This is a genomic window from Enterobacter sp. C4G1, assembly GCF_052886895.1.
This window is the reverse complement of the sequence record NZ_JBQVVV010000002.1, coordinates 1020151-1046447: the sequence shown is the minus strand read 5'-3', so window position 1 is coordinate 1046447 and position 26297 is coordinate 1020151. Positions and strand designations below refer to the sequence as shown.

At 56.8% G+C, this 26297-nt stretch carries 26 protein-coding genes and 2 pseudogenes; 20 read left to right on the top strand and 8 right to left on the bottom strand.

The features are described 5' to 3' along the window. Positions 1–60: 60 nt before the first annotated feature. A pseudogene (gene hpaX, locus ACT9TW_RS18990) lies at positions 61–1448 on the bottom strand (4-hydroxyphenylacetate permease). Between the two features lie 265 nt (positions 1449–1713). Here hpaX and ACT9TW_RS18985 point away from each other — a divergent pair. The 17 genes from ACT9TW_RS18985 to catA all read left to right on the top strand — a co-directional run bounded on the left by ACT9TW_RS18985 (position 1714) and on the right by catA (position 15615). Beyond that, complete coding sequence (locus ACT9TW_RS18985) at positions 1714–2187, top strand: MarR family winged helix-turn-helix transcriptional regulator (RefSeq protein WP_014070613.1); 474 nt, start codon at positions 1714–1716, stop codon at positions 2185–2187. Between the two features lie 333 nt (positions 2188–2520). Continuing rightward, complete coding sequence (locus tag ACT9TW_RS18980; protein WP_446493379.1) at positions 2521–3645, top strand: amidase; 1125 nt, start codon at positions 2521–2523, stop codon at positions 3643–3645. 99 nt (positions 3646–3744) lie between these two features. Further along, complete coding sequence (locus ACT9TW_RS18975) at positions 3745–4872, top strand: acyl-CoA dehydrogenase family protein (RefSeq protein ID WP_446493378.1); 1128 nt, start codon at positions 3745–3747, stop codon at positions 4870–4872. 22 nt (positions 4873–4894) lie between these two features. After that, entirely contained in the window at positions 4895–5254 is a 360-nt protein-coding gene (locus ACT9TW_RS18970; RefSeq protein ID WP_446493377.1) for an IacB protein, read from the top strand. 11 nt (positions 5255–5265) lie between these two features. After that, a complete protein-coding gene (locus ACT9TW_RS18965; RefSeq protein ID WP_446493376.1) occupies positions 5266–5778 on the top strand; it encodes a nuclear transport factor 2 family protein in 513 nt (170 codons plus the stop codon). Positions 5779–5797: 19 nt separating this feature from the next. Further along, on the top strand, positions 5798–7111 hold the full coding sequence (locus ACT9TW_RS18960) for an aromatic ring-hydroxylating oxygenase subunit alpha (RefSeq protein WP_446493375.1): 1314 nt from the start codon (positions 5798–5800) through the stop codon (positions 7109–7111). Beyond that, the gene (locus ACT9TW_RS18955) at positions 7111–7590 is read left to right on the top strand and encodes an aromatic-ring-hydroxylating dioxygenase subunit beta (RefSeq protein ID WP_182063593.1); all 480 of its coding nucleotides are present in this window, start codon (positions 7111–7113) and stop codon (positions 7588–7590) included. Before ACT9TW_RS18960 ends, ACT9TW_RS18955 begins: the two co-directional genes overlap by 1 nt. 10 nt (positions 7591–7600) lie before the next feature. Then, complete coding sequence (locus tag ACT9TW_RS18950; protein ID WP_446493374.1) at positions 7601–8335, top strand: SDR family NAD(P)-dependent oxidoreductase; 735 nt, start codon at positions 7601–7603, stop codon at positions 8333–8335. Positions 8336–8344: 9 nt separating this feature from the next. Beyond that, positions 8345–9277 (top strand): PDR/VanB family oxidoreductase, encoded by a 933-nt coding sequence (locus tag ACT9TW_RS18945; RefSeq protein ID WP_446493373.1) that lies wholly within the window; start codon positions 8345–8347, stop codon positions 9275–9277. A 10-nt stretch (positions 9278–9287) separates the two neighbouring features. Continuing rightward, positions 9288–9782, top strand: a complete 495-nt coding sequence (locus ACT9TW_RS18940) for a flavin reductase (protein WP_182061425.1) — start codon at positions 9288–9290, stop codon at positions 9780–9782. A gap of 30 nt (positions 9783–9812) precedes the next feature. After that, positions 9813–11126: an MFS transporter gene (locus tag ACT9TW_RS18935; RefSeq protein WP_446493372.1), complete on the top strand. Its 1314-nt coding sequence runs from the start codon at positions 9813–9815 to the stop codon at positions 11124–11126. Then, positions 11123–11806, top strand: coding sequence for a 3-oxoacid CoA-transferase subunit A (locus ACT9TW_RS18930; protein WP_446493371.1), 684 nt, complete (start codon positions 11123–11125; stop codon positions 11804–11806). Before ACT9TW_RS18935 ends, ACT9TW_RS18930 begins: the two co-directional genes overlap by 4 nt. Beyond that, on the top strand, positions 11803–12465 hold the full coding sequence (locus ACT9TW_RS18925) for a 3-oxoacid CoA-transferase subunit B (protein ID WP_446493370.1): 663 nt from the start codon (positions 11803–11805) through the stop codon (positions 12463–12465). Before ACT9TW_RS18930 ends, ACT9TW_RS18925 begins: the two co-directional genes overlap by 4 nt. Before the next feature lie 12 nt (positions 12466–12477). After that, the gene (pcaD, locus tag ACT9TW_RS18920) at positions 12478–13257 is read left to right on the top strand and encodes a 3-oxoadipate enol-lactonase (RefSeq protein ID WP_446493369.1); all 780 of its coding nucleotides are present in this window, start codon (positions 12478–12480) and stop codon (positions 13255–13257) included. Beyond that, on the top strand, positions 13241–14356 hold the full coding sequence (locus ACT9TW_RS18915) for a muconate cycloisomerase family protein (protein WP_446493368.1): 1116 nt from the start codon (positions 13241–13243) through the stop codon (positions 14354–14356). The genes pcaD and ACT9TW_RS18915 overlap by 17 nt, the downstream gene beginning before the upstream one ends. Positions 14357–14365: 9 nt before the next feature. Continuing rightward, complete coding sequence (gene catC / locus ACT9TW_RS18910; protein ID WP_182061420.1) at positions 14366–14653, top strand: muconolactone Delta-isomerase; 288 nt, start codon at positions 14366–14368, stop codon at positions 14651–14653. 35 nt (positions 14654–14688) lie between these two features. After that, complete coding sequence (gene catA, locus ACT9TW_RS18905; RefSeq protein WP_446493367.1) at positions 14689–15615, top strand: catechol 1,2-dioxygenase; 927 nt, start codon at positions 14689–14691, stop codon at positions 15613–15615. A gap of 161 nt (positions 15616–15776) precedes the next feature. On the opposite strand, the gene ACT9TW_RS18900 is transcribed toward catA, so the two are convergent. Then, entirely contained in the window at positions 15777–16097 is a 321-nt protein-coding gene (locus ACT9TW_RS18900; protein WP_182061411.1) for an AzlD domain-containing protein, read from the bottom strand. 1 nt (position 16098) lies between these two features. Further along, complete coding sequence (locus tag ACT9TW_RS18895) at positions 16099–16839, bottom strand: AzlC family ABC transporter permease (protein ID WP_446493366.1); 741 nt, start codon at positions 16837–16839, stop codon at positions 16099–16101. Positions 16840–16959: 120 nt separating this feature from the next. Here ACT9TW_RS18895 and ACT9TW_RS18890 point away from each other — a divergent pair, with 120 nt between their 5' ends. Continuing rightward, positions 16960–17274: a cupin domain-containing protein gene (locus tag ACT9TW_RS18890; protein WP_446493365.1), complete on the top strand. Its 315-nt coding sequence runs from the start codon at positions 16960–16962 to the stop codon at positions 17272–17274. A 17-nt stretch (positions 17275–17291) separates the two neighbouring features. Here the strand turns inward: ACT9TW_RS18890 and ACT9TW_RS18885 are convergent, their stop codons facing one another. From ACT9TW_RS18885 to ACT9TW_RS18875, 3 genes are all read right to left on the bottom strand, one after another. Next, positions 17292–18194 (bottom strand): LysR family transcriptional regulator, encoded by a 903-nt coding sequence (locus ACT9TW_RS18885; RefSeq protein ID WP_446493364.1) that lies wholly within the window; start codon positions 18192–18194, stop codon positions 17292–17294. 105 nt (positions 18195–18299) lie between these two features. After that, a complete protein-coding gene (locus tag ACT9TW_RS18880) occupies positions 18300–20588 on the bottom strand; it encodes an FdhF/YdeP family oxidoreductase (protein WP_446493363.1) in 2289 nt (762 codons plus the stop codon). A 578-nt stretch (positions 20589–21166) separates the two neighbouring features. Continuing rightward, on the bottom strand, positions 21167–22066 hold the full coding sequence (locus ACT9TW_RS18875) for a LysR family transcriptional regulator (RefSeq protein WP_446493362.1): 900 nt from the start codon (positions 22064–22066) through the stop codon (positions 21167–21169). Between the two features lie 146 nt (positions 22067–22212). On the opposite strand from ACT9TW_RS18875, the gene ACT9TW_RS18870 reads away from it, so the two are divergent. After that, the gene (locus ACT9TW_RS18870) at positions 22213–23235 is read left to right on the top strand and encodes an aldo/keto reductase (protein WP_446493361.1); all 1023 of its coding nucleotides are present in this window, start codon (positions 22213–22215) and stop codon (positions 23233–23235) included. 46 nt (positions 23236–23281) lie between these two features. After that, positions 23282–23977 (top strand): annotated as a pseudogene (locus tag ACT9TW_RS18865) (carboxymuconolactone decarboxylase family protein); the annotation flags it as partial. A 339-nt stretch (positions 23978–24316) separates the two neighbouring features. Here ACT9TW_RS18865 and ACT9TW_RS18860 read toward each other — a convergent pair. Together ACT9TW_RS18860 and nifB are read right to left on the bottom strand one after the other, a co-directional pair. After that, positions 24317–24826 carry a nitrogen fixation protein NifQ gene (locus tag ACT9TW_RS18860; RefSeq protein ID WP_182061398.1) on the bottom strand — a complete coding sequence of 170 codons (510 nt, stop codon included), beginning with the start codon at positions 24824–24826 and terminating at the stop codon, positions 24317–24319. Continuing rightward, the gene (nifB, locus tag ACT9TW_RS18855) at positions 24826–26232 is read right to left on the bottom strand and encodes a nitrogenase cofactor biosynthesis protein NifB (RefSeq protein ID WP_446493360.1); all 1407 of its coding nucleotides are present in this window, start codon (positions 26230–26232) and stop codon (positions 24826–24828) included. Before nifB ends, ACT9TW_RS18860 begins: the two co-directional genes overlap by 1 nt. Positions 26233–26297 lie beyond the last annotated feature (65 nt).

Sequence of the window (26297 nt, the reverse complement as noted above, 5' to 3'; positions counted from 1 at the left end):
TTGATGATCTTTGCGATTAAAACCCGAAACGATACATACCGTTTCGGGTCCGGGACTTGCTTAATGCGCGGGTTGCGCCGCGTTTTTTGCCATTGGGATCGCGGCGATAATCACCGCACCCAGCACCAGGAATCCGGCCACCATAAAGATCCCGGCATTGAAGTTCCCCGTGGTGTCTTTCATCAGGCCCATCAGCAGCGGGCCAAGCGCGGCGCCAGTCATCCCGGTGGCGTTGATCACCGCAATGCCCACCGCGCGGGCGCGCACGGAGATAAACCGGTCAGGTGTCGTCCAGAAAATCACCATTGCAGCAAAGGCGCCAGCAGAGGCCATCACTATCCCGGTGAACTGGAACAGCGGCGTGGTGCTGGTGGCGGTTAACATCCATCCTGCGGCTGCAAACAGATAGGGGAGCAGGGTGTGGATTTTACGTTCGTTCAGCCTGTCCAACGCTTACTCCACCAGACCATCGCGATGATGGTACACACCTGGGGAATGGCGCTCAGAATGCCGATGGTCACGTTGCTGCTGGTTTCGTTAATACTGCGCAAAATCAGCGGCGTCCAGACGCTCAGCGCGCTAAGGGTATTGGTCAGGCAGAAGTAAGCCACGGTGTAGAGGATAATGACCGGGGTAAAGAGATCGCGCGCCAGACTGCGCTGCGCCACAGGCGCGGTATTTGCCGCGAGCTGAGTCTTTCGCACCGCCACTTTGTCCGCCTCCAGCATCTCGTTCAGGCAGGCTTTGTCATCATCCGTTAACCATTTGGCTTTTGCCGGGCTATCGTCCAGCCAGAACCAGACCACCAGGCCCAGCAGCACGGACGGGAACCCTTCCAGCAGGAAAAGCCACTGCCAGCCTTTCAGGTTTAGCAGGCCGTCCATATTCAAAATATACCCGGATGCCAGCGAACCCAGCGCCATGGTCACCGGCATCGCAATCATAAACAGCGCGTTGGCGCGGGCACGATAGTGCGCCGGAAACCAGTAGGTTAAATAGAGCAGCAAACCGGGCAGAAAACCGGCTTCGGCAATCCCTACCAGCATTCGCAGCACGTAGAGGCTGTTTGGCCCGGTGGCGAACATGGTGGCGGTAGAAGCAATCCCCCAGATAACCATCAGGATAGCAATCCAGCGGCGCGCGCCGACAATACTCAGCATCACGTTACTGGGGATCCCGCAAATAACATACATCACATAAAACAGGGTGGTGGCCAGGCCAAACATGGTGCTGGTGAGCCCCAGATCTTTGCCCATCGTTAACCCGGCAAAGCCAATGTTGATGCGGTCAAGGTAGGAAAAGACGAACAGAATAAATAAAAAAACAATTAAACGGCGGAACAGCTTTTTGATAACGGCCTGCTGGCGGGGATCCAGCGTGGTATCTCCCGAGGCAGGCGGGGCCAGCGTTCCGTTCTGAGTCTGTTCTACAGAGGCATTATCGTTCATGAAAGCTCCACATTGCGTTTTTTAGTATGAGTGTGCAGGTCGGCTAACGTATAGAAAATCGCCACATGAAGCGTCAAATTAATGTTCAAAAAATGATACGTATTTGTTAATTGCATAGCATTTGTGAATCATAATGAGACAGAGATCGCACCCGGAGCTCCCCGGATCGCCGCCAGGGGTTTTGCAGGCTGCAATGGTGCTATAGCCGTCACAGATTCGCAGGGTATAATCGCGTTATCTGCCGCTTTTTTTGGTAAGGAAACGCATGAGTAATATAAAAAAAACAGCCGAAGAACAGGCCACCGATCCTGCCTTCCATCGAGAAGAATTTCCCTTCTACTGGATTGTTAATGTCTATGCGCGCTACACGCAAATCATGGAAATTACACTGAAAAAAGCGCAGCTGGATGTCTCTGGCTTCCGGGTACTGATGGTGACGCACCAGTACGGTAAAGCGAGCATTTCACAAATTTCCGAATACGCGATGGCAAAAATGCCGACGGTGACCAAAATCGTCGGGCGGCTGCGGGAGGATGGCCTTGTGACCACCGCCAGTAGCGAAAATGACGCCCGGGTAACGGAAGTGATGCTTACCGACGCCGGGCGGCAAAAAGTGGAAGAAGCCATGGCCCAGGCGGGAAAAGTGTTCGAGAAAGGCTTCAAAGGAATGACCCGAAATCAGGTTGCCAAAATGAACCTCTCCCTGGCAAAAGTGCTCGATAACCTTAACGAGCTATAAGCCAAAAAAACCGAATGACAAATTTGTGACCTGCGTTGAAAATCGGTTTAACCCGTTGTAAATAATCACCTTTTACTCAACCGCTGTTGCAAGTGATTGCAACAGCGGTTCTCGCCGCTTTCGTCTTTTTTGCTTTATTTTTCATCACCATGAATGATTAACCATGCACATATAATGGTTAATAAAATGTTACTGTTGCGTAAAATTAACGTGAAATATTACTTGAATTTTCATCTAATTCTTCCATGATTGACCTAACGTTAGTCAGGACAAAAAGACAGCGATGACTGTCAGTCTGAATGTGATTCAACATTTCTGGTCAAGGTGTCAATCATGAAGCCAGTTTTAGAGAGCAATGGTTATACTGAGCAGTTCATCCTCGGCGAAGGCGATCTGCGCTTCGCCGTCAAAGACACGCTGGATATCGCCGGATACCGCACCCAGGCGGGTTGCCCGGCGCTGGCAACGTCGCCTGCCGCGCACAGCCATGCAAGCGTCGTGTCGCAATTACTGGAAAACCGTTGCGTACTGACGGGTAAAACCACGCTGCATGAACTGGCCTTCGGGGTAACAGGCATCAATCCGCGTTGCGGTACGCCGGTTAACCCGCGTTTCCCGGCGCTGATCCCGGGTGGCTCATCCAGCGGCTCGGCGGCGGTCGTTGCCTCCGGCGAGGTGGATTTTTCACTCGGCACCGATACCGGCGGCTCCGTGCGGATGCCAGCGGCCTGCTGCGGCGTGATGGGCCTAAAGCCTGGCTATGGCGTGTTAAGCCGTCAGGGCGTTATGCCTGCCGAAAGCTCTCTCGATTGCGTGGGTGTCTTTACCCGTAATGCCGCTGTGCTGCGCCAGGTGATGACGCGCCTGTCGGTGCCTGTTGACGCACCGCTGAATTCCTTGCCGCCGGTAGCGTATGTGCTGGCGGCGGAGCCCGATATCGACGCCTTAATCCTGAACTCACTCTCACAGACCGGGGTTTCTGTACTGGAAACCACGCTGCCACTGCTGGAAGAGGCGCACCGCGCGGGGTTAACGCTTATCAGCTATGAAAACTGGCTGGCATTAGGCCCGCTGCTGGCAAGCGGGGCCGTCTCGCCGGACGTGGCGTCCCGTATCCGCGCCGGAGCAGACGTTAGCCGCGAAGCGCTGGAGCAGGCAGAAAAGGTCCGCGTGGCGTTTAGCGAACACCTTGATGCCGTGCTCGAACAGACGCCGCTGCTGGCGCTGGCCACGCTGCCAGAGCTGCCGCCCACGTTACAGGAAGCACAAGATCCACTCACTGTCGTCAACCTGACCCGACTGGTACGCCCGTTCAACCTGAGCGGCCATCCCGCACTCACGCTGCCGGTGGGTGAGATCGACGGCCGCCCTGTGGCGCTGCAACTGGTCGCCCGCAAAGGGCATGATGGCCTGCTGGTGCAGGCCGCCGAATGGCTCACGGCGCGACGACGCCACTAGCCACCCCCTGTTTTCATTTTCCTGATTTCTCAGTGAGTACGACTCATTGCGGCCCCGTTCGCCCTCGCGACAGCCGCGGATAACTTTTCGGAGGTCGCTATGTCTGCTGTACAGGTTCGTGAAGAGCTGGTTTCGCTGCTGAGTGATGTTGCCGCACGCAGCCCTGATTTTGAGCACCAGCGCCATATTTCTGACGATGTGATCGCCCGTTTCAGAGAGGTGGGCGTATACCGCGCACTGGTGCCGAAAATGTACGGCGGTGATGAATGCTCTCCGGCGCAATTTTGCGAGCTGATAGAACAAATCTCTACCGCCGATGGCTCTGCCGGATGGGTGGCAAGCTTTGGCATGAGCCCGTTTTACCTGGGCGCACTGCCGCCGGATACCCTGAAAGAGCTGTATCGCGACGGGCCGGACGTGGTCTTTGCGGGCGGCATTTTCCCTACCCAAAAAGCCACCCAGGCCGATGGTGGTTATCGTGTGAGCGGTCGCTGGAGCTTTGCCAGCGGCAGCATGGGGGCCACGGTGCTGGGCGTGGGCATTTTGCCGGAAGGCGATCAAGCTCTGCCGCGCATGGCGGTACTTCCCCGCGAGCGCGTACAGATTGATCCCGTCTGGGACACCGTCGGACTGGCCGGTACCGGCAGTCATGACCTGGTGGTAAACGACGCCTTTGTTCCGAACGAATGGACCTTTATTCGCGGCGGCGCACTGAATCTTGAAGGGCCGCTGTACCGCTATCCGGTGCTTTCCCTGGCGACTCAGGTGCTGTCGGTTGTCGCGCTCGGCGTGGCGCGTGCTGCACTCAACGAGATCTACGCCATCGCCCATCGCCAGCAGTCCGTTACCGGCGCACCGCGTCTGGCCGACCGGCCGCAGGCGCAGATGCAAATTGCCCGCTGCGAGGCGGAACTGCGCTCAGCGCGCGCCTGGTTCTACGACGCCATCGACGACGTGTGGCAGCGACTGCTGGCGGGCGATGACGCCAGCTGCGAACAAATTAACGCGCTACGTCTTTCCTCAACGCACGTGACCCGCGTGGCCGCCGATGTGGCGCGCCAGGCGCTGGCACTCAACGGGATGGGCGGCGTCACCATGCGCAGCCCGCTGCAACGCTACGTGCGCGACACGATGGTGATTACCCAACACGCCTTTATGGGCGACCTCTCGTACCTCAATGCCGGGACGGTCTTTTTCGGCGGCAAACCGCTGCCGGGTTACCTGTGATTTTTAACGAAAGGAGCAACACATGAGCCAGTCAACTACCTTACGCGTGCTGTTTTGTATTGGGGTGAATCAGAACTTTTTTGACGCCAGCGCGACCGAGGCAAAACAGGTCTGGACCGCCTTTGGCGTGATGATGAAAGGCATCGACGAGACGCCGGGGATCCGCGTGATCGGCAACATGGATGACGACCAACTGATGGTCGGGCCATCCACTACCGCCCCCTGGACCACCTACGTGCTGGCAGATGCCGAGCGCCTGGAAAACGTGGCTGCCGTCTGCAACCTGTTCCGCACCACGCCGGTAGGCGACAGCGGCAGCAAGCTGTGGAAGTACTGCAAAATCGAAGCCCGCGTGGGCCGTGAACTGATTATCCAGAACTAACGGAGCCCGCGATGAACGCCCAGGATGCGCTGCGTTTACAGCAGCTTGAAGACAGCCAGGCCGCCCGCGTTTGTATTAGCGACTACATGCGCCTGTGCGACAGCCTCGACAGCCCCGAAACCGTGCAGGCCATTGGCGCCTTGTTTACTGCCGATGCCTGCTGGGAGGGTATCGGTGAACCTTATGCTACGCGCCTGGGGCGCCATCTGGGGCGCGAGGCCATCGTCACCATGATGGCGGGTTACGTGCGTCAGCCTGCGCACTTCGCCATGAACGCCCATTTTTTGTGCTCAGAGGCGATATGGCATGAGCCGGACGGGCAGTTGAAGGGCCGCTGGCTGATGCTGCAAACCTCGGCGTTCAGTGCCGGTGGAGCGCACCTGAATGCGGCGGAACTCCGCGTCACTTTTGTGCGCGATGCGCACGCCATGGCGATGGCCCATTTCACGACCCGCAATCTGTTCAGCAGGCCGGTTGACCACTGGCACGCAGCGGATGTGCTTCCCGTACCGGATAAAAAATAAGACTTGCAGGAGACTGGACATGCAATGCGATCACCTCATCAACGTGAAGAACATCGATACCACCACGCCCGCCACGCCGACGGCGGCGGAGATTGCGGCGCTGGTGCAGCACGACCGGGTACACACCTCGCTGTACACCTCGGAAGCGCTGTTCAGCCTGGAGCTGGACAGGATCTTCAGCAAAACCTGGGTGTGGGTCGCCCACGCCAGTGAAATCCCGGACACCGGCAGTTTTAAAACCACCGAGATCGGCACACAGCCGGTGATCGTGGTGCGCGATCGCAAAGGCACGGTTCACACCCTGCTGAACCGCTGTCGCCATCGCGCAGCGACCGTTTGCGAACACCGCAGCGGCAAAACCAACAGCTTTGTCTGCCCATACCACGGCTGGGGCTATGCGCTGGACGGCAGCCTGCGCGGCGTGCCGCACCCGGAAAGCTACGCCGACCAACTGGAAAAAGGCGAGCTGGGGCTGGTGTCGTTACGTACCGAACAATATGCCGGGATGATTTTCGCCACCTTTAACGACCAGATTGAGCCGCTGGAGGATTTCCTCGGCGTGGCGAAGAAGTGGATGGATCTGTTTATGAAACAGGGCGCAGGTTACCCGATCAAAACCGGCCCGGCACACCGTTTCCGCTTCCCGGGCAACTGGAAAATCCAGCTGGAAAACACCACTGACGGCTACCACTTCCCGGTGGTCCACCGTTCGTTTTTAAGCTCGGTCGATAAGCAAACAGAAGAGATGCTGAATTTTGTGGATGGCAGCGGCTACGTCGAAGACTTAGGCAACGGCCACAGCGTGATGGTGATGATCCCGGAACTGGTGGATCTTGACGCTAACCTCGATGCGCCCATCCCGGAGCGCTTTAGTGAGCTGGCAGACGCCCTGCGCGAAGACCACGACGAAGAGCAGGTCCGGCGTATTGTGCGCGCGGTCGGCGGCTCCGGTTTTAACCTCAATATCTTCCCGAACATAGCCTGTTCGATGGCGTTCTTCCGCGTGCTTCAGCCAGTGTCCGTCAACGAAACCGAAATTCACCATGCGGTGATCACCATGGATGGCGGGCCGGAAATCGCCAACCAGGCGCGTCTGCGTCTGCACGAACACTTCCAGGGGCCGATGGGCTTTGGCACGCCGGATGACTCCGAAGCCTGGGAGCGCGTTCAGCGCGGGGCCACCTCGGGCAACGATCTCTGGATCATGCTCAACCGTGGGCTGGCAGGGGAATACCGCTCCGACGATGGCCTTCGCAGTGACGTGAGCGCCGAAACCGGGATGCGCGCCGCCTACCAGCAGTGGAAAAAGCTCATGACGGAGAACGCGCAATGATGACGCCTGATTCAGCACTCTTTACCGCCATGTCGGTAATCAATCTCGAAGGTGATTTGCTCGATCAGGGCGAATTCAACACCTGGCTTGAACTGTGGCAACACGATGGCCTGTACGTGGTGCCAATTGATCCGACCGAAACGGATTTCAAAAACACCCTCAACTACGCCTGTGATGACCACCACATGCGGGAAAAACGTGTGAAACGTCTTTACAGCGGGGAGTCGATCTCCACCACGCCACGCGCCCGTACCTTGCGCACCCTGTCGCGCTTTCGCGTGCTGGGATCCGCCGAGGACAGCATTGTGGTGCGCGGGGCACAGTCCTTGTGGGAGCACCGTAAAGGCCACAGCCGCCACTACGCGGCGGACATTACCTGGCACCTCCAGCAGCAGGATGGCCGCTGGCTTATTCAGCAAAAGGTGATCCGCCTGGTGAACAGCGACGATGTGCTGCACAGCATCGGCTACATCCTCTGAGGAGCTGACCATGACGCAAACCGTATTAGTGACTGGCGCTGCCGCCGGTCTGGGACAGGTTATCGCCGCCACACTGCTCGGGCAGGGCTATCAGGTGGTGCTGACCGACGTAGACGTCCGCCGCGCGCAGCAGGAGGCAGATGAACTGGATAACGGTAAGGTGCTGGCGCTTGGGCTGGACATCCGCCAGCCGCAGGATTTTGCCCGCGCGCTTGATGCCACCCTCGCTCGCTTTGGCAGCCTGGAGGTGCTGGTGAACAACGCCGCGCTGACGCTGGCCACGCCGGTGATGGAGATAGACGTCGACGAATTCGACCGGGTGATCTCCACCAATCTGCGCGGCACCTTTGTCGGGTGTCAGACGATGGGGCGCTATTTCGCCGGCCGGGGCTACGGCCGAATCATCAACCTGGCGTCCCTGGCCGGGCAAAACGGGGGCACGGCATCCGGGGCGCACTATGCGGCGTCCAAGGGCGGCATTTTAACGCTGACCAAAATCTTTGCCCGCGAGCTGAGCAAATCTGGCGTAACGGTGAATGCCATCGCACCAGGCCCGATGGATCTGCCCACCGTTCACGCGCTTGTCCCGGAAGAGAAGATGGCCGGGCTGCTGCAAATGATCCCGGTGGGCAAACTGGGCGAGGCGGAGTTTGTCGCTCAGGCCGTTGCGTTGCTGGCTTCACCCCAGGCGTCGTTTGTCACCGGGGCGACCTGGGACATCAACGGCGGCCTGTTTATGCGTTGAGGAGTGAACATGCTGACATTACAGGTTATCCGACGCGAGGTGCAGGGCGACGTGGTGTTGCTGACCCTGGCGCATTCTGAGGGCATCGCACTGCCGGCGTTTCGCGCGGGGGCTCATATCGACCTGCATCTCAGCGCCGACCTGGTCCGCCCGTACTCCCTTTGCGGCGATCCGCAGGACCGGCAGCACTATCAGCTGGGCATCCTGAAAGAAGGGCGCTCAAAGGGCGGATCCCTTGCGGTACATGCCCTGCGTGAAGGCGATGCCATTGCGGTCAGCGAGCCGCGCAATCTGTTTGAGCTGGAAGACCGCGCGGCGCACACCCTGCTGATTGGCGGGGGAATTGGGGTCACGCCGATGCTGGCGATGGCTGCTGAACTGCACGCCGCCGGACGTTCTTTCGCACTGCACTACTGCGCCCGTTCGCGTGTGCAGGCGGCGTTTGTCCCACAGCTGGAACGTGCCCCTTACGCAGCACAGGTGCAACTGCACTTCAGCAACGAACAACGCCTGGATCTGGCGGCGGTGCTGACCGATCTGCCAGCGCAAACCCACGTGTATGTATGTGGCCCCACGCGGCTGATGGATGCCGTCACTGAACAGGCGCAAACCCTGGGGTACTCGTCGGGCCAAATCCATCAGGAATGTTTCAGCGCTGAGGTGCAAACCGGCGGCTCGGCCTTTGATGTGGTAGCGGCCACCAGCGGTATCACCGTGAAGGTGCTGGAAAACCAGACCATTGTCGAAGCCCTGGCCCAGGCCGGGTTGAAGGTGAATGTCTCCTGCAAGCAGGGGATCTGCGGCAGTTGTTTAACCGACGTGCTGGAAGGGGATGTGGATCATCGTGACCACTATCTTACCGATGAAGAGAAAGCCGACGGCGATCAAATCCTGCTGTGCTGTTCCCGCGCGAAGTGCGGGCGTTTAGTTATCGATCTGTAAGGGGATACCCATGACTCTGCAAACTGAATTTCGTAATGCGATGGCACAGCTCGGCAGCGCGGTATCGGTGATCACCACCGACGGCCCTGCGGGCAAATTTGGCTTCACCGCCTCTGCCGTGTGTAGCGTGACCGATCAGCCGCCAACTCTGCTGGTCTGTATGAACCGCAACTCTTATGCCCACGAACACTTTCGCCGCAACGGGGTGTTGTGCGTCAACGTGCTCTCCAGTAGCCATCAGGAGTTATCCGGCGTGTTTGCCAACGCCAGCCTGCGCTCGGATCAGCGTTTTCTGCATGACAGCTGGCAGGTGATGAGCAGCGGCGCGCCGGTGCTGAGCTCCTCAGTGGCCAGTTTCGACTGCCTGATAGCCGATTGCCATGAAGTTGGCAGCCACTCGGTTTTTTACTGCCAGGTGCAGGCCATTCGCATCAGCGAACAGCCGTGTGGGCTGGTCTATTTTAACCGCCGTTACCATGCCGTCGGGCATGACATTGAGGCTTAAGCCTTTTTCCCGAATACAGGGGAGTGCGTAATGAGCAATGTCGTCACAGAAAACACCATCACCACCGGGGTGAACCAGGATGCGGGCCAGATGCGCAAGCTGGTGATCGCCTCGGTACTGGGGAATGCGCTCGAGTGGTATGACTTTTTCCTCTATGGCACCGCAGCGGCGCTGGTCTTTGGGCCGCTGCTCTTCCCGGTCGGCGGCGATCCTCTTCAGGGGACGCTGCTGGCGTTTTCCGGTTTTGCGGTCGGCTTTCTGGCGCGTCCGCTGGGTGGCATCGTCTTTGGGCACATGGGTGACCGCTACAGCCGCAAGATGACGCTAATCATGACCTTAACGCTGATGGGGGCGACCACGTTTGTGATTGGTCTGCTGCCGGTCTATAGCCAGATTGGCATCTGGGCGCCGTTGACGCTGATTATTCTGCGCTTTTTGCAGGGCGTGGCCTCGGGTGGCGAGTGGGGCGGTGGCGTGCTGATGTTGAGCGAAAATGCACCGGCATCGCGCCGTGGGTTCTACACCGCGTGGAGCCAGATGGGCGTCTCGGGCGGGTTCGTGCTGTCGGCATTTGCCTTCTGGCTGGTTCAAAAACTCCCGGAGTCCGACTTTATGTCCTGGGGCTGGCGCGTACCGTTCCTGCTGAGCATTGTCATCTTTCTGGTCGGGGTTTACATCCGTAAAAACATCCGCGAAAGCAAGGCGTTTACCCAGGCGAAGCCGGAAGATAAACACGAAAAAATCCCCCTGCTGGTCCTGGTGCGTGAACACCCGAAAGCGCTGCTACAGGCCATCGCCCTGCGCCTGCCGGAAAACGGCGCGTCGTACATCTTTTTCACCTTCTCCGTGGTGTATGCCAGGCACATTGGCATCAGCACCGGGGACATCATCAGCGCCGTGACCCTGGCGATGCTGGTGGAGTTTTTCTCCATTCTGTTCTGGGGCGCGTTGTCGGATCGCATCGGCCTCAAACCGGTCTATTACATCGGCGTGATTGGCCTGCTGGTGATGGCCTTTCCGTTTTTCTGGCTGCTTTCTACGGGGAGCTACGGCGCGATCATGCTGGCCATGTTCCTCGGCCTGCCGTTCTGCCACGGGGCGATGATCGGCACGCAACCCTGCATCATGAGCGATCTTTTTCCGGTGCGGGTGCGCTACTCCGGGCTGGCGCTGGGGCATGAGGTGGGGTCGATTTTCTCCGGCGGATTAGGGCCGATGCTGGCGGTGGCGTTGCTTATCGAGTTCGACGCTGCCTGGCCGGTCTCCATTTTACTGGTGGTCTACGCACTTCTGGCGTGGGTTGCGCTACGTAGCCTGCCGTCTCAACACGAGGAAAAACAATGATTGATAAAAGGATGACGGACATCGACAGCGCGGTGGCGGACGTGTTCGATGGCGCGGTGGTGATGGTGGGCGGCTTTGGCCCGGCGGGGCAACCGTCGGCGCTGCTGGACGCGCTGATCCGCTGCAAACCCCGGGGGCTGACGCTCATCAGTAATAACGCAGGCAATGGCGACTACGGCCTGGCGGCGCTGCTGAAAGCCGGCTGCGTGAAAAAGGTGATTTGCTCCTTCCCGCGCCAGGTGGACTCCTGGGTGTTCGACGACCTCTATCGTCGCGGGGAAGTGGAGCTTGAGCTGGTGCCGCAGGGCAACCTCGCGGCGCGGATCCAGGCGGGTGGATCGGGTCTGGGGGGCATCTTTACGCCAACCGGGTTCGGCACGGAGCTGGCGCAAGGCAAAGAGACTCGCCGTATCGCCGGCAAAGATTATGTGTTTGAAACACCCCTGAAAGCCGACTTTGCCCTGATCAAAGCGCTGAAGGCAGACCGTTGGGGCAATCTGGTGTACGACAAAACCGGGCGTAACTTCGGCCCGATTATGGCCACCGCGGCGGCCTGCACCATAGCGCAGGTGAGTGAAACCGTCGCGCTCGGCGAGCTTGATCCCGAAGCCGTGGTCACGCCGGGGATTTTTGTGCAGCGCGTGGTGCAGGTGGCTACTGCGCTTAAGGAGTCTGCGTGAATAAATTAACCCATCAGCAGCTGGCGCAGCGTATTGCGCGCGATATCCCGGAAGGGGCGTACGTCAATCTCGGCATCGGGATGCCCACGCAAATTGCGAACTACCTTCCGCCAGACCGCGAAATTTTCCTGCACAGCGAAAACGGTATTCTCGGCATGGGGCCTGCGCCCGCGCAGGGAGAGGAAGATCCCGAGCTCATCAACGCCGGAAAACAGCCCGTCACGCTGCTGGCAGGCGGCTGTTATTTCCACCACGGCGACTCCTTCACCATGATGCGCGGTGGACATCTCGATATCTGCGTGCTGGGGGCGTATCAGGTGTCCGAACGTGGCGACCTGGCGAACTGGAGCACTGGTGAACCTTCCTCTATTCCTGCCGTGGGCGGGGCGATGGATCTGGCGATTGGTGCGAAAAAAGTGTTTGTGATGACCGAACACCTGACCAAAAACGGTGCCTGCAAAATCGTCAACGCCTGTACTTATCCGCTTACCGGGATGGCCTGTATTGACCGCATTTTTACCGACATGGCGGTAATGGATATCACCGACAGCGGCGTGGTGGTCCGCGAGCTGTTCGGCGATATCACTGCCGACTATCTGCAATCTGTCACGCCCGTTGCACTGACGTTCGCGTTACAGGCTGACGAAGCCACGGCGTAACGGAGGGTGGCGATGGATCTGGAATATCGACTGGACGGTGACAGTACGTTGCCGCTTCTGGTGCTCTCTAATTCGCTGGGCACCACCTGGGAGATGTGGCAAGCGCAGCTGCCCGCCCTGACAGAGCATTTTCGCGTGCTGCGTTACAACACGCGCGGACACGGTCGTTCACCGTTAGCGCAGCATGACCTCAGCCTGGCCACGCTTGGGCAGGATGTTATTTCGCTGCTCAACCATCTTGGCGTGGAGCGTGCCTTTTTCTGCGGGATATCCCTGGGCGGCCTGACCGGGCTGTGGCTCAACCGCCACGCGGCGGGGCGTTTTCATCGTCTGGTGGTGGCGAACACCGCCGCCAGAATCGGTGAAACAAGCGGATGGTTGCAGCGCGCAAAGCTGGTGCGTGAGCAGGGTATGGCGCCTGTGGCAGCCAGTGCTGCTGACCGCTGGTTTACGCCAGCATTTCGACAGGCTCATCCGGCGGTGGTGGAAAACCTGGTGACCGCCCTGGCCCACACGCCCACAGAGGGTTATGCAGCCTGTTGTGAAGCGCTGGCGCGCGCCGACCTGCGCGATGAGGTGCCAGCCATGCAGCGCCCGATGCTGGTGATTGCCGGAGAAGACGATCCGGTAACCACCACGCGCGATGCCGAATGGCTGGTGGTGGAAGCCCCGCACGCGCACTACCTGGCGTTGCCTGCTTCGCATCTGTCTAACGTCGCCTGTGCCCAGGCATTCAGTCAGCACGTCATCTCTTTCTTAACTACCGGAGCAGAATATGAACATCACGATTGAATCCATCGCCTGCTGGCTGGTGGATATCCCGACTATTCGGCCACACAGGCTGTCGATGACCACGATGGGCTGCCAGACGCTCGCCATCGTGCGCATGACCTGTGCGCAGGGCGTGGTGGGCTGGGGCGAGGCCACCACCATCGGCGGCCTGAGCTACGGGGCCGAAAGTCCGGAGGCCATTAAATCGGCCATTGAAACCTACCTGGCACCGCTGCTGTGCGGCAAAAGCTTCAGCGGCCCGGCTGCGCTGGCCGAAACCATGAACGCCAGCGTGAAGGGCAACACCTTTGCGAAGTCCGCCCTCGAAACCGCGTTCCTTGATGCGCAGGGAAAAACACTTGGCGTGCCCGTCAGCACATTGCTGGGGGGCGCGCTGTGCGAACGGCTGCCGGTGCTCTGGACGCTGGCGAGTGGTGATACCGACAAAGACATCGAAGAGGGCAAACGCCTGCTGGCGGAAGGCCGACACAGCGCCTTCAAACTCAAAATTGGCGCCCGCGAACTGGCAACAGATGTTCGCCACGCCCTGGCGATCAAGGCGGCGCTGGGGGATGAAGTCAGCATTCGTGTGGACGTTAACCAGGCCTGGGATCTCACCACCGCAATGAAGGGAATGCGCCAGTTGCAGGACGGGGGGATAGACCTCGTGGAGCAGCCCATTCCGCTGTGGGATATGCAGGGGTTAATCACCCTCAGCCAGCGCTTTGAGGTGCCGATTCTGGCTGATGAAGCGGTGGCGACTTGCCACAACGGTTACGCCCTGGCGCGTGGCGGCTTCACGGGCGCTTACGCGCTGAAAATTGCCAAAGCGGGCGGCCCGGTGCAGGCGCTGAAGCTGGCACAGGTGGCCCAGGCGGCGGGCGTGGCGCTCTATGGTGGCACCATGCTGGAAGGCACGCTGGGAACCGTTGCCTCACTCCATGCCTGGTCAACGGTCAGGATGCAGTGGGGCACGGAGATGTTTGGCCCGCTGCTGCTGAAAGACGACATCGTGGTGCGCCCGCTCGATTTCAGCCAGGGGCAGGTGAGCGTACCGCAAGGCCCGGGCCTGGGTATTGAGATTGATGACGATAAATTGCGCCATTACGCGCGTCAGTAAGGGGTTCATATGCTGTTTAAAGTGGAAATGACGGTCAACATTCCCGCCTCACTGCCAAAGGTGCAGGCGGATGAAATTAAAGCCAAAGAGAAAGCCTATTCGCAACGGTTACAGCGCGAAGGCAAATGGCTGCATATCTGGCGGGTGGTGGGGCAATACGCCAACGTCAGCATCTTTGACGTTGCGGACAATCAGGAGCTGCACACGCTATTAACAGAGTTACCGCTCTACCCGTATATGGACATCACCGTGCAGCCGTTATGCGCGCATCCGTCGTCGATTGATAACGAAAAATAGTAAAAACCGTACCCTACAATAACGAGGAACATGCAATGTCCAAAAATCCTGCACATCAGTCTGAACTGGAAACCTTACTCACCATCAGCAGCGGTCTGAATGCCGACGGCGGAAACGATCGTTTTAAGAACATCATGCACCAGCTCCTGAGCGACCTGTGCCAGACCATTAAAAAATTCGACATCACCGACGAAGAGTTCTGGGTGGCGGTGAACTACCTGAACGAACTGGGTGAGCGCAAAGAGGCGGCGCTGTTGGCGGCAGGGTTAGGGCTTGAGCACTATCTGGATATGCGCGCCGATGAAAAAGAGACCGCAGCCGGAACTGAGGTGGGCACCCCTCGCACGATCGAAGGGCCGCTGTATGTGGCCAATGCGCCACTGAGCGAGGGGTTTGCGCGCATGGATGATGGCAGCGAAAAAGCAGAAACCATGTGGCTGCACGGTAAGGTGACTGACCTTGACGGTAAGCCGGTTGCGGGGGCGATTGTCGATATCTGGCACGCCAATACGCATGGCGGCTACTCGTTCTTCGACCCGTCACAAAGCGAGTACAACCTGCGTCGCCGTGTTAAAACCGGCGCGGACGGCCGCTACGCGGTGCGCAGTATTGTGCCATGCGGTTATGGCTGCCCGCCGGATGGCCCAACGCAAAAACTGCTGACCGGCCTTGGTCGTCACGGCAATCGTCCGGCGCACGTGCATTTCTTTGTCTCGGCACCAGGCTTCAAACACCTGACCACCCAGATCAACCTCAATGGTGATCAATATCTGTGGGATGACTTTGCCTTTGCAACCCGTGAAGAGCTGATTGCTGACCCGGTGAAAATTACCGACAACAAACTCGCCCGCGAGCGCGATATCAACGCGCCGCATACGGAGGTGAGCTTTAACTTTTCGCTGGTACAGGCAGCCGAAAATGCTGAGGAGTCGAGGGGGAAACGCTCGCGCGTGAAAGAGTAACACCGGCGGGCAGCATCCCGGTACATCAACCCGTGGAACTCACAGCCCGCTGCGTGCTGCTTGTAAAGCAAGTGCGATACAGAAATGTTTGATGAAATCAGCCCTCTCCTCAAAAAGGAGAGGGCGTTGGCAGTACCTGCATTTTCGCAAGTCACTGCACATCACATCAAAAAATAGCTCAAACCCGAAAACGCCACCATTCCCGCAAGCACCGTCGCGAAAAGGCTGCGCGTCACTATCCCGGCTAATGCAGCAACCGTCGCCGCCAGCAGCGAAATGCTGACCCCGGACGGTGTCAGCGCCGGTTTACCCAGCAGCTCGGCGGTGATAATGGCGGCCATAATGGCGGCTGGAATAAAGCTCAGCCACTGCTGCAACGCCGGAGCAAGACGAAAACGGGAAAGCAGCAGAATAGGCACGGTGCGCATCAGTGCGGTAACCAGCGCAGAGATAAAAATCGCCAGCAGGATATTTCGTTCCATCTTATTTCCCTCCCTTGCTGAAGAGGCGCAATCCCAGGGTGGCAAGCGTGGCCGAAACTGATGCCGCGATAATCACCACCAGGCTGATATCCATCTGGTGGGCGGTCAGCAGCGTAATCACCACGGCGGCGGCGATGCTGAATGTCTCCAGCGCTTTTCGGTGGCTGGCAAACCACAGCATCAGCACCAGTCCAATAAACATCGATACCAGACTAAAGCTCAGGCCTTCCATCAGCGATGGCGGAAGGGCAGAGGCAAGCCAGGCGCCGACCACACAGGCGAGGATCCAGTTCAGCCAGGCGGCGACATTAAGCCCAAGCATCCAGGCAAACGGAACGGTGCTGTGCTGGCTGCCGCGCTGCACGGCAACGCCGAAAGTTTCATCGGTCAGTAACAGGCCACTGATCAGTTTTTGCAGGGTGCTGTGTTCGCGAAAGAAAACGCTCATTGCGGAGCTCATCAGCAGATAACGCAAATTCACCAGAAAGACGCTGAACACCACCGAGGCCACTTCTGCTCCGGCAGCCCACAGTGAATAGAACAGAAATTGTGCCGAGCCGGTATATAGCACGCTTGCCAGCAGTGCGGTTTGCAGAGTGGTAAACCCGGAAAGGGTGCCGATAGCGCCAGCGGCGAAACCAATACTCCAGTAGCCAGGGATCGTGGGCAGGCAGGCGGTGATCCCTGCGCGAAACTCCGCGCCTGCCTCATCTTTGTGTGAGGCCTTTGTTTTCATCAACATCAGTATTTCCTGTACCAGTGCATTAAGTCAGAATCGTGATAATCATTTGATCTATTGATATTTGTGAACATCAAATGGTGAGGTACAACTAACTTATCATGTCCTGGCCGAAGTATTCCGATGAAAAAGAGTTCAATTTTTAGTGTGGTAGAAGGGCTGCAGCAGTTCTGGCAGTCGCGCATTCTGGGGCAGGTTGGTGATGCCAGCATTAAAGTTATCAGGATGGGCGGAGAGGGGATCCCTGCGGAAGTACATGACGATTTCGATGAGTGGCTGCTGGTACTGGAGGGTGAATTGCCTCTGGTGGTGGCGGAAAACGTGTTCACCCTGGCTGCCGGAGAGTATATCGTTGTGCCGCGTGGCGTAACGCACCATGTCCCTGCGGGGAGTGTCGGCACGCTGTTGCTGGTGGATATTAACGCACCGGGGCCGTAATGCTCGCCCGCACTCCGCTATTGGTAACGCTCATTTTCCTCCGTATAAATCTCCTGAGCGTCGGCAAAGCAGCGCAGCGCCAGGGATGACACCGGCTCCTGCTTACGCATAATCAGGCCAATAGGGGCGTCGATATTCGAGTCGGTTATCGGGGTAATCAAAAAGTGGCTGTTTAAGTTCTCAAGCCCGTTATTCAGCGGCATGACGGCACAGCAGATGCCACTTTCTACTGCCTGGATTATCTGAAAGGTTGAGTCGCTCTCAAACACATAGTCCGGGGTGATCCCGGCGGACTTAAAACTGACGTCCATATGGTCGCGATAGTGCATCCCTTTGCTCAGGAAACCCAGCGGGAAATTCACCAGGTCCTGCCAGCTGAGCGTTGTTTTATCCATCTGGAAATGGCGGGAGTCGTGCAATAAGCCCATTTTGGTTTTCGGCAACTGAATAACATTAAAGACGCTTGTGTTAATATTATTCAGATAGCAAATCCCCAATTCCAGCTGATTACTGTTTACTCCTTCAGCGATTTGTTCTGACGACATGGAATACAGGCTAAATTTCAGTTCGGGGTATTTTTGCGTCAGCAGGCGAATAAAGATCATCGGGTCAACGCTTGCCAGCGGAACCATGCCAAGACGCAGCTCACCCACCACTTGCCCTTTGCACAGGGCGGCCTCCGCCTGAAGCCCATCGTGTGCGGCAAGCAGGGCGTGCGCCCAGGCCAGGATCCGTTCTCCCTCAGGCGTAAAACCTTCAAAACGTTGCCCGCGGACGATCAACACCAGACCAAGCTCCTCTTCCAGGCTGCGAATACGCATGGAAAGCGTCGGCTGAGTGATATTGCATTGCGATGCGGCCTTACCAAAGTGACTGGTTTGATCCAGGGCGATCAAATATTTTAATTGTTTTATGTCCATTATTTTTCTCTGATCGGGCAGGTGCTACGAGTATTACATAAATGCGGAAGGAATTGAGAAATCCCCCTTATTCATTGCCGAAGCGTTGAATAAGGGGGACTGAGATCAGAGCATCCGGATTTCTTTTGAACGCAGGGTCACGCGTACAGGCACGGACTTATAGGACGGGGTACCACTGTCTTTATCGAGGTAGTTAAGCGGCACCAGCACGTTAGCTTCCGGGTAGTATGCGCCAACGGAACCCGAAGCAATGCTGTAGGCTACTACGGTAATATCTTCCAGGCGCTGAACACTTCCCGCCAGCGCGGTTTCGATATCCACGCGATCGCCGTGCTCCAGACCCAGGCTATCCATATCGCCTTCATTCATAAACAGAATATCCCGGCGGCCAAAGACGCCGCGATAGCGATCGTCCAGCGCATAGATGGTGGTGTTGTACTGGTCGTGGCTGCGAAGGGTAATCAGGCGCAGAACGTTGTCGCCTTCGCCTTTGGCATTCTCATCCACGCCATCGAACACCGAGAACATTGCTTTACCGGTAGCGGTAGGCCAGATGCGCTGGATTGGCGGCAGCGGCATCCGGAAGCCGCCCGGCACACGAATGCGGTCGTTATAGTTGTCAAAACCGGGGATGGTTTGCTCGATCAACTCACGGATCAGATCGTAGTCTGTCACCAGTTCCATCCAGTTCACTTTGGTCTGTTTCAGCGTCGCGCGAGCCATGCCCGCAACGATAGCCGGTTCAGAGCGAATCAGCGGGGAGGCGGGTTTCAGCTTACCGGAGGAGGCATGAACCATCGACATGGAATCTTCTACAGTAATGGACTGACGCCCCGTCTGCTGCATATCCAGCTCGGTACGGCCAAGACACGGCAGGATATAGGTTTCTTTGCCTACCAGCAGGTGAGTACGGTTCAGTTTGGTGCCCACGTGCACACTCAAATCCAGAGTATGCATCGCCGGGAATCCATTCTCGTGATCGGGCATCGCAACCGCAAAGTTACCGCCGAGGCAGATAAGGGCTTTTGCATGGCCGTCGATCATCGCCTGCGTGGCCTGCACGGCATCGTGGCCATGTTTGGCTGGCGCGTCGAAGCCGAAAACGTCCTTAAGGCGTTCGATAAACGCTGCCGTAGGTTTCTCGGTGATCCCCACTGTGCGGTTGCCCTGCACGTTAGAGTGGCCACGAAGCGGACAGATCCCCGCGCCGGGTTTGCCAATATTGCCGCGCATTAACAGCACATCGGCAATCAGCCGCACGTTCGCCGTACCTTTGTTGTGCTGGGTGATCCCCATACCGTAGGTGATAATGGTGGCGTTCGATTTCGCGTAGGCTTCAGCCACGCTTTTCAACGCGTCCGGCGTTAACCCGGACTCGCGCTCAATGGCCTCCCAGGAGGTTTGCGCGATATCGTCAGCAAAAGCAGAAAACCCCTGGGTGTGTTCGGCAATAAATTCACTATCCAGCACGCCACCGCGTTCCTGTTCCATGAGCAGAAGATGTTTGGCGATCCCTTTTAATGCCGCGGCATCGCCACCTGCTTTCACCTGGAAATAAGTCGATGCGATATCGGTGGAGCTGTAGGTGGCCATTTCAATGACGCTTTGTGGGTCGGCGAAACGTTCAAGGGCCCTTTCACGCAGCGGGTTAAAGACGATAATCGGCACATTGCGGCGCGCCAGCTCGTGAAGCGTACCCATCATGCGCGGGTGGTTTGTGCCCGGGTTGTGACCAATGGAGATAACCAGTTCTGTTTTGTCGAAATCATCCAGTGAAACGGTGCCTTTCCCGATACCGATTGAGCGCGGTAAGCCGACGCTGGTGGCTTCATGGCACATGTTGGAACAATCAGGAAAGTTGTTCGTACCGTATTCACGGGCAAACAGCTGGAACAGATAAGCCGCTTCGTTCGATGCTCTGCCAGAGGTATAAAATTCGACCTGGTCTGGTTCAAGCCCGCGCAGGACTTCGCCGATCCGCTCAAAGGCCTCTTCCCACTCAACAGGGCGGAACGTGTCACTAGCCCGGTCGTAACGCAGCGGGCGGGTCAGACGACCATAGCCTTCAAGTTCGTAATCGGATTTTGCCAGCAGGGAGGTGACGGTGTTTTTCGCCAGGAATTCCGGGGTGACGCGCTTGCTGGTGGCTTCCCACGTTACGGCTTTCGCGCCGTTTTCACAGAACTGGAACGTGGATTTGTGTTCTTTATCCGGCCACGCGCAGCCCGGGCAGTCAAACCCATCGGGCTGGTTGGTGCGCAGCAACGTGACGGGAGCGTCCAGCGCATCCATCTGCGTGCGTACGGCTATCGCCGTCGCTTTTAAGGCACCCCAGCCACCGGCAGGCCCGTCATAATGTCTGATCCCGGGAACTGAACGTCTTTTCTTATTCATGCGAACTCCTGACTATTCTGGTCATGACAAAGCGCGGCCATATTAACCATAAATAAATCATGGTTAATTAAGAGGGCCACTAAAGCAGTGGATTGGGGTAATAAACAGAAGCAATGAATAATCGTTGTGTAACTCATTACATAGCCGATGATAAATTTCATTTAAAACACACCGTTTGCAGCGGTTAACAAAATCAATGCCTTTGATTTAAAGAAATTATAACAGGAATTTATCATCTTCATAATAAATGTTATCTATCACTTATTAAATTTAACCTATTTACCCTTCGCAGAGGATTGTCTGAGGATTATTCAGCGCGCCAAACCCCTCGCCGTAGTCGGGCTGAAATATGAATAAAATCAGTGGTAAGCGATAAGATTAGGGATGACAAAATGGCGCTGTTTCACAAGCCTGGGAAGAGAGCGATGGCGGGGTCTCTGTAGGAATTATTATGTGCAGGTGAATATGTTAATTATATTTCAATGTCAGCTCTGAAATCTTACATTCTGACATATTTAAAATTCACCAGACCGTGATTATTAATAATGGTATTTCCCCTTCTGCAATGGAAAGCCGTATTATCTGGCGTTTTTTAAGATTAAAAATTCAATAAGGCTTTGGACTCTTTTGGCTTTACCCGCGCTTTTAGGATAATAAAGAAACACCGGAGGATAGGTTTTCCAGTAGGGCTCCATCACCGGGATAAAACGGTCTTTATCGGACTGTAACTGATACACCGGCTCGAAAAGACGCCCGATGCCCAGTCCGCTGCGGATCCCGTCTGCCATCACATCAATATCATTGCTGATAAGCTGGCCTTGCATATCAAGGGTTAACTGCTCACCGTTTTCCTCGAGAATCAACGGCAGAATACGGTTGTTGGTGATAAACCGATAGCCTATCAGACGATGCCGCGAAAGATCTGCGGGGGTCACAGGAATACCAAATTCCTCAAGATAGGCGGATGAGGCATACAAGCCCTCACGAAAGGGCGCCATCAGTTGACGTGCGACGACGCCACCTTCGAGGATATCGCCAAACCGGATCCCCAGATCATAGCGTTCATCGACAATGTTGATGGTGCCATCGTAAACGGATACCTCAAGCTGAATACCCGGGAACTGAGCACAAAACTCGGCCATATGAGGCTTGAGGATCAACAGATATGCGAAGCGAGACAGGGTGATCCTGACCAGCCCGGAAGGTGCCTGATGCGTATCCTTGATGCCCTCCAGCGCATTTTCCAGTGACGCTACCGCCGCCTGAGTTTGCTGCAAAAGCTGTTGCCCGGCGTCCGTCAGTTCTATATGCCGTGTCGTGCGGACAAAAAGAGGATGCCCGATGTGCTGTTCCAGCAGTTTTAGCGCTTTGCTCACGGACGGAGGCGTAATTTCCAGCTTTCTGGCCGCAGCCGTGATGCTGCCCTCGCGGGCAATGCTTTGAAAGATCCGTATCTGGTTGTAAATCACATTGTTCATTAGGCCATCCTGATGCAATCAGCGTACTGATTATTAGCTGTTGGCTAACTATCTTTGAATCAATGATGACCTAATCTTCCCGCGATCGCGAGCTTATACTGGCGGTGTATTTTTACATTTTTGCTACGTTCAGGAGGGGAAAGCGAATGCAATACAGTCAGTTGGGTAACAGCGATTTACGCGTTTCCCGCATTTGTATGGGGTGCATGGGGTTTGGCGATCCTTCTTCGGGTCAACACAGCTGGACCCTGAACGAGCCGGAAAGCCGGGACATCATCCGCTACGGCCTGGAGCAGGGGATCAATTTCTTCGATACCGCTATCGCCTACCAGAATGGCTCAAGTGAACGTTTTCTCGGGAAAGCGCTTCGCGATATGGCAAGGCGAGATGAGGTGGTGCTGGCAACGAAATTTTTGCCCCGAACAGGGCAACAGATTGCCGCAGGGATCAGCGGTCAGCAGGCCATTGCGCACTCGCTTGACCAGAGTCTGCAAAACCTCGGCATGGAGTATATCGACCTTTATATCTACCACATCTGGGATTACAACACGCCAGTCCTGGACGTGCTGATCGCGCTGCACCAGGCGGTTCAGGCGGGAAAAGTGCGTGCCATTGGCATCTCAAATTGCTTTGCCTGGCAGCTGGCGAAAGCCAACGCGCTGGCTGAACGCGAAGGCTTGACGCCTTTTGTCTCTGTCCAGAGTCATTACAACCTCATTATGCGCGAGGATGAGCGCGAACTGGCGGGGCTCTGCGCGCAGGACAATATCGCCATGACGCCTTACAGCGCTCTGGCCAGTGGCCGTCTTTCCCGCATTGATAATGCTCAGACACGACGAGCCAGGGAAGACACCTATGCCAAAGGGAAATACGACAAAACGGCAGAGCAGGACGCAGAGATAATTGCCCGGGTGGCGGAGCTTGCCAGCCGATACCAGGTGTCAATGACCGAGGTTTCGCTGGCCTGGCTGTTAACCAAAGTGACGGCTCCGGTCGTGGGAGCAACGAAAAAGCAACATGTCGAGGGCGCGGTCAAGGCTGTGAACGTGCGGCTGAGCGAGGAAGATATCCGTTATCTGGAGGCCTGCTATCAGCCTCACGCATTGTCCGGGATCATGGCGCAAAACACCCCAGACACGAAAGACCAAAAACAGGTCTGGACCCGCTAACGGCCTGGGGAATCAATAAGGTGAAAACACAATGAAAGTTAATGCATCTGTACTGTCTGACGCCGATATTCAGTCGGTTTCACCCGCACTTGCCCGGTTTGGTAATGATGTTATCTCCAATGAACTGTGGCAGCGAAATGACCTGTCACTGAGGGATCGCAGTATCGTCACGCTGGCCATTCTTATCGCCAGAAACCAGCCTGCCGAACTGAAACACTATGTGGAAGTAGCGCTCGAGTGTGACGTAACCCCGGCTGAAATCTCCGAAGTAATTACTCATCTGGCGTTTTATTCCGGCTGGCCGAATGCGATGGCGGCCATTGCGGTGACTAAAGATATTTTCCGCACACGCGGAGTGAGCCCTGATGCACTCCCGCAGGCGACACCGCAGCTATTGCCCCTGAATGAAGAGGTTGAACGGCTGCGAGCTGAAACCGTGAAAAAGAACGTCGAGCCTGTTTCACCGGGGCTGGTGAAATTCACCGCCGATCCTCTTTTTCTTGAGTTGTGGCAACGCCCAGCACTGGCCCCCCGCGACCGGAGCCTGGTTACTGTCAGCGCGCTGATTGCCTCCGGGCAGAGTGCGCAAATCGGCTATCACCTGAACCGGGCGATGGACAATGGGCTTACCGCGCAGGAAGCGGGTGAGATTGTTGCGCACGCCGCATTCTACGCCGGCTGGCCAAATGCCTTTTCAGCAGTTGGTGTGGTGGGGGAAGTATTGCAGGGGCGGAAAGCCTGACGCTGCTACGCCATAAAAAGAAAAATCCACGCATTGGCGTGGATTTTTTTTAAGTGAGGGAGGGTTAGACGTAGAGCCGTGATTCATATTACATATTATAGATATTTATTAGTGTATTTGGCATTTTATATTTCACGTACTCTCAGTTGAGAATCAGGAGCATGATTACAATTAATAGCTATTATGGATTTATTGATTCTAATTAGTCCTCTTTCCGCAAATTGGAATTAGTTCATCCAGAATTTATTATTACTTTTTTTACCTGATTATTAATCCGCATGAAGATGCAACTTAGATTATCCTGCCCGCTCAGCAACATCCCCCGTCGTCACATATATTTCAGGAATCTGAAAAACAGATTTCGCGTTCGCAGCAGGCGTCGCAACTTGGGGAGCGGCAAATAAGCTCCCCAGCAGAATGCAGGCAGCGCTGACGATAAAAAAACTTTTTCCAGCGCATATTTTCACTGTTCATTTCTACCAGCAGAGGAAAACAGTCACTCATTAACTCGCGCAACTCCTGACGCGAACTTAACCCCAGATCCTGCCACAGGTGGTTAAACGCCAGCGAAGCACTGGCGATAATGTTGTGCATCGGTGCCGCGCCTGACACCATATAGCCCGCCAGCCACTGCGCCAGTTGTTGCTGTTCGTCGCTACGGGTGGCATTCAGCTCGCTCATCAGTTTTTGGCGCAGCAAACAATCGGCGGGCATCGGCTGCGTGGGGGGATCGAACTGCGCCTGCAGGGCATGCCATTCGGTCACCTGCAAGCCCATCATCAGCGGATAACAGCCTTCTCCGTGCGCATAGAGCCACAGCAAACGCCGCAGCCAGTCGTGAACAGGCATTATGCCACCCCCATTGACGCGGGATCGGACTGCACCTTTTTCCGCCATTGCTGCCACCAGCTGGTCAGCGCCTCGTTAACCGGCTCCCAGGCGTGATCGACGCAGGGTTGAATGCCGCGCGCTTCCAGTTTCTGCCACGGCCCGTAGCCGATACGGGCGCAAAATACGGCTTTCACATCGGCCAGCAGATCGAGAACCGCGTCCATCCGCGCGTCGCTGTCCTGCGGTTCGCAGTTGTCGCTTCCCTGACAAAATTTCGGCGTAAAGCGTTCGTTGACCAGCACCGCACCCGCCGCCGACAGGCTGTATATGCTAAAGCGATCGGCATGACCAAAGTGGCAATCAATCGCATCGCCACGCATTGAGGCAACCGCCACCAGACAGGCATCCGGCTCTTCCGATTCGCCGCGCGTGGCAATGCTGGCATGCAACTGCGCACGGTGGTAAAGCGTTGGTAACCACGGCTGCGGCAACTCTTCAACCGGCGTCAGGGAAAACTGCTGGCTGCGATCTTCACCGAGCATACCGATCGCGTCAGCGCGGCACTGCTGGCAGTGCGTCATCTGCGGCATCACCTCGCCGCAACACTCACGCACCTGGGCTACCATCTGCGCATCAGGCTCCGGCTGTCCGTTCAGACCGAACACCGTACCGTGCTCCGGGCGGGCGATCAGCGGCATAATATTGTGAATAAAGGCGCCGCTGGCGCGCAGTTCGCGGCTGACATCGATCAGAACGCCATCGTTGATGCCGGGGATCAATACCGAGTTGATCTTCACCAACACGCCTTTGGCTGTCAGGCGACGCACGCCTTCAAGCTGGCGGGCAATCAGGATCTCACCGGCTTCACGTCCGCTGTAACGTTCACCGTCGAGCCACAGCCAGGCGTAGATTTGCGCCGCGATATCGGCATCCAGCGTATTGATCGTCACCGTGACATGGTCAACGCCAACATTCACCAGTCTCTCTACCGCATCCGGTAGCATCAGCCCGTTGGTGGAGAGGCAAAGTTTCAGGTCGGGGAGCTGTTCGCGCACCATTTCCAGGGTGGTGAATGTGCGTTGAATATTGGCCAGCGGGTCGCCAGGCCCGGCGATGCCCACCACCGACAATTGCGGGATCGCCGCAGCCACATGGCGCACTTTGGCTACCGCCTGTTCCGGCGTCAGCAGCGATGACGAGACGCCGGGGCGCGATTCATTACTGCAATCAAATTTGCGGTTGCAGTAGTTGCATTGCAGGTTACAGGCAGGCGCGACCGGCAGATGCATACGGGCATAACGATGATGGCCGTTTTGCGAGTAGCAGGGGTGCGACGCCACCTTACCGGCAACGACATCAGATAAAGGTTCACGCTGCCCGGTGTGACAGCGTGAACCGCCAGCGGCGGATGTGCAGGAAGTCATGGGCGTACCTTGGTTGTGTGGTCATAACCTCCTGTTGCAAAACCTGTACCGCTTGTCATCATTGT

Coding starts and splice junctions, on each gene's coding strand:
- ACT9TW_RS18860 (WP_182061398.1), bottom strand. CDS start 24,826: ATGCCTGTTCACGACTGGCTGCGGCGTTTGCTGTGGCTCTATGCGCAC.
- pcaD (WP_446493369.1), top strand. CDS start 12,478: ATGGATCTGGAATATCGACTGGACGGTGACAGTACGTTGCCGCTTCTG.
- nifB (WP_446493360.1), bottom strand. CDS start 26,232: ATGACTTCCTGCACATCCGCCGCTGGCGGTTCACGCTGTCACACCGGG.
- ACT9TW_RS18960 (WP_446493375.1), top strand. CDS start 5,798: ATGCAATGCGATCACCTCATCAACGTGAAGAACATCGATACCACCACG.
- ACT9TW_RS18880 (WP_446493363.1), bottom strand. CDS start 20,588: ATGAATAAGAAAAGACGTTCAGTTCCCGGGATCAGACATTATGACGGG.
- ACT9TW_RS18885 (WP_446493364.1), bottom strand. CDS start 18,194: ATGGACATAAAACAATTAAAATATTTGATCGCCCTGGATCAAACCAGT.
- ACT9TW_RS18970 (WP_446493377.1), top strand. CDS start 4,895: ATGAGCCAGTCAACTACCTTACGCGTGCTGTTTTGTATTGGGGTGAAT.
- ACT9TW_RS18915 (WP_446493368.1), top strand. CDS start 13,241: ATGAACATCACGATTGAATCCATCGCCTGCTGGCTGGTGGATATCCCG.
- ACT9TW_RS18940 (WP_182061425.1), top strand. CDS start 9,288: ATGACTCTGCAAACTGAATTTCGTAATGCGATGGCACAGCTCGGCAGC.
- ACT9TW_RS18950 (WP_446493374.1), top strand. CDS start 7,601: ATGACGCAAACCGTATTAGTGACTGGCGCTGCCGCCGGTCTGGGACAG.
- ACT9TW_RS18870 (WP_446493361.1), top strand. CDS start 22,213: ATGCAATACAGTCAGTTGGGTAACAGCGATTTACGCGTTTCCCGCATT.
- ACT9TW_RS18985 (WP_014070613.1), top strand. CDS start 1,714: ATGAGTAATATAAAAAAAACAGCCGAAGAACAGGCCACCGATCCTGCC.
- ACT9TW_RS18980 (WP_446493379.1), top strand. CDS start 2,521: ATGAAGCCAGTTTTAGAGAGCAATGGTTATACTGAGCAGTTCATCCTC.
- ACT9TW_RS18930 (WP_446493371.1), top strand. CDS start 11,123: ATGATTGATAAAAGGATGACGGACATCGACAGCGCGGTGGCGGACGTG.
- ACT9TW_RS18945 (WP_446493373.1), top strand. CDS start 8,345: ATGCTGACATTACAGGTTATCCGACGCGAGGTGCAGGGCGACGTGGTG.
- ACT9TW_RS18875 (WP_446493362.1), bottom strand. CDS start 22,066: ATGAACAATGTGATTTACAACCAGATACGGATCTTTCAAAGCATTGCC.
- catC (WP_182061420.1), top strand. CDS start 14,366: ATGCTGTTTAAAGTGGAAATGACGGTCAACATTCCCGCCTCACTGCCA.
- ACT9TW_RS18900 (WP_182061411.1), bottom strand. CDS start 16,097: ATGGAACGAAATATCCTGCTGGCGATTTTTATCTCTGCGCTGGTTACC.
- ACT9TW_RS18935 (WP_446493372.1), top strand. CDS start 9,813: ATGAGCAATGTCGTCACAGAAAACACCATCACCACCGGGGTGAACCAG.
- catA (WP_446493367.1), top strand. CDS start 14,689: ATGTCCAAAAATCCTGCACATCAGTCTGAACTGGAAACCTTACTCACC.
- ACT9TW_RS18895 (WP_446493366.1), bottom strand. CDS start 16,839: ATGTTGATGAAAACAAAGGCCTCACACAAAGATGAGGCAGGCGCGGAG.
- ACT9TW_RS18965 (WP_446493376.1), top strand. CDS start 5,266: ATGAACGCCCAGGATGCGCTGCGTTTACAGCAGCTTGAAGACAGCCAG.
- ACT9TW_RS18890 (WP_446493365.1), top strand. CDS start 16,960: ATGAAAAAGAGTTCAATTTTTAGTGTGGTAGAAGGGCTGCAGCAGTTC.
- ACT9TW_RS18975 (WP_446493378.1), top strand. CDS start 3,745: ATGTCTGCTGTACAGGTTCGTGAAGAGCTGGTTTCGCTGCTGAGTGAT.
- ACT9TW_RS18955 (WP_182063593.1), top strand. CDS start 7,111: ATGACGCCTGATTCAGCACTCTTTACCGCCATGTCGGTAATCAATCTC.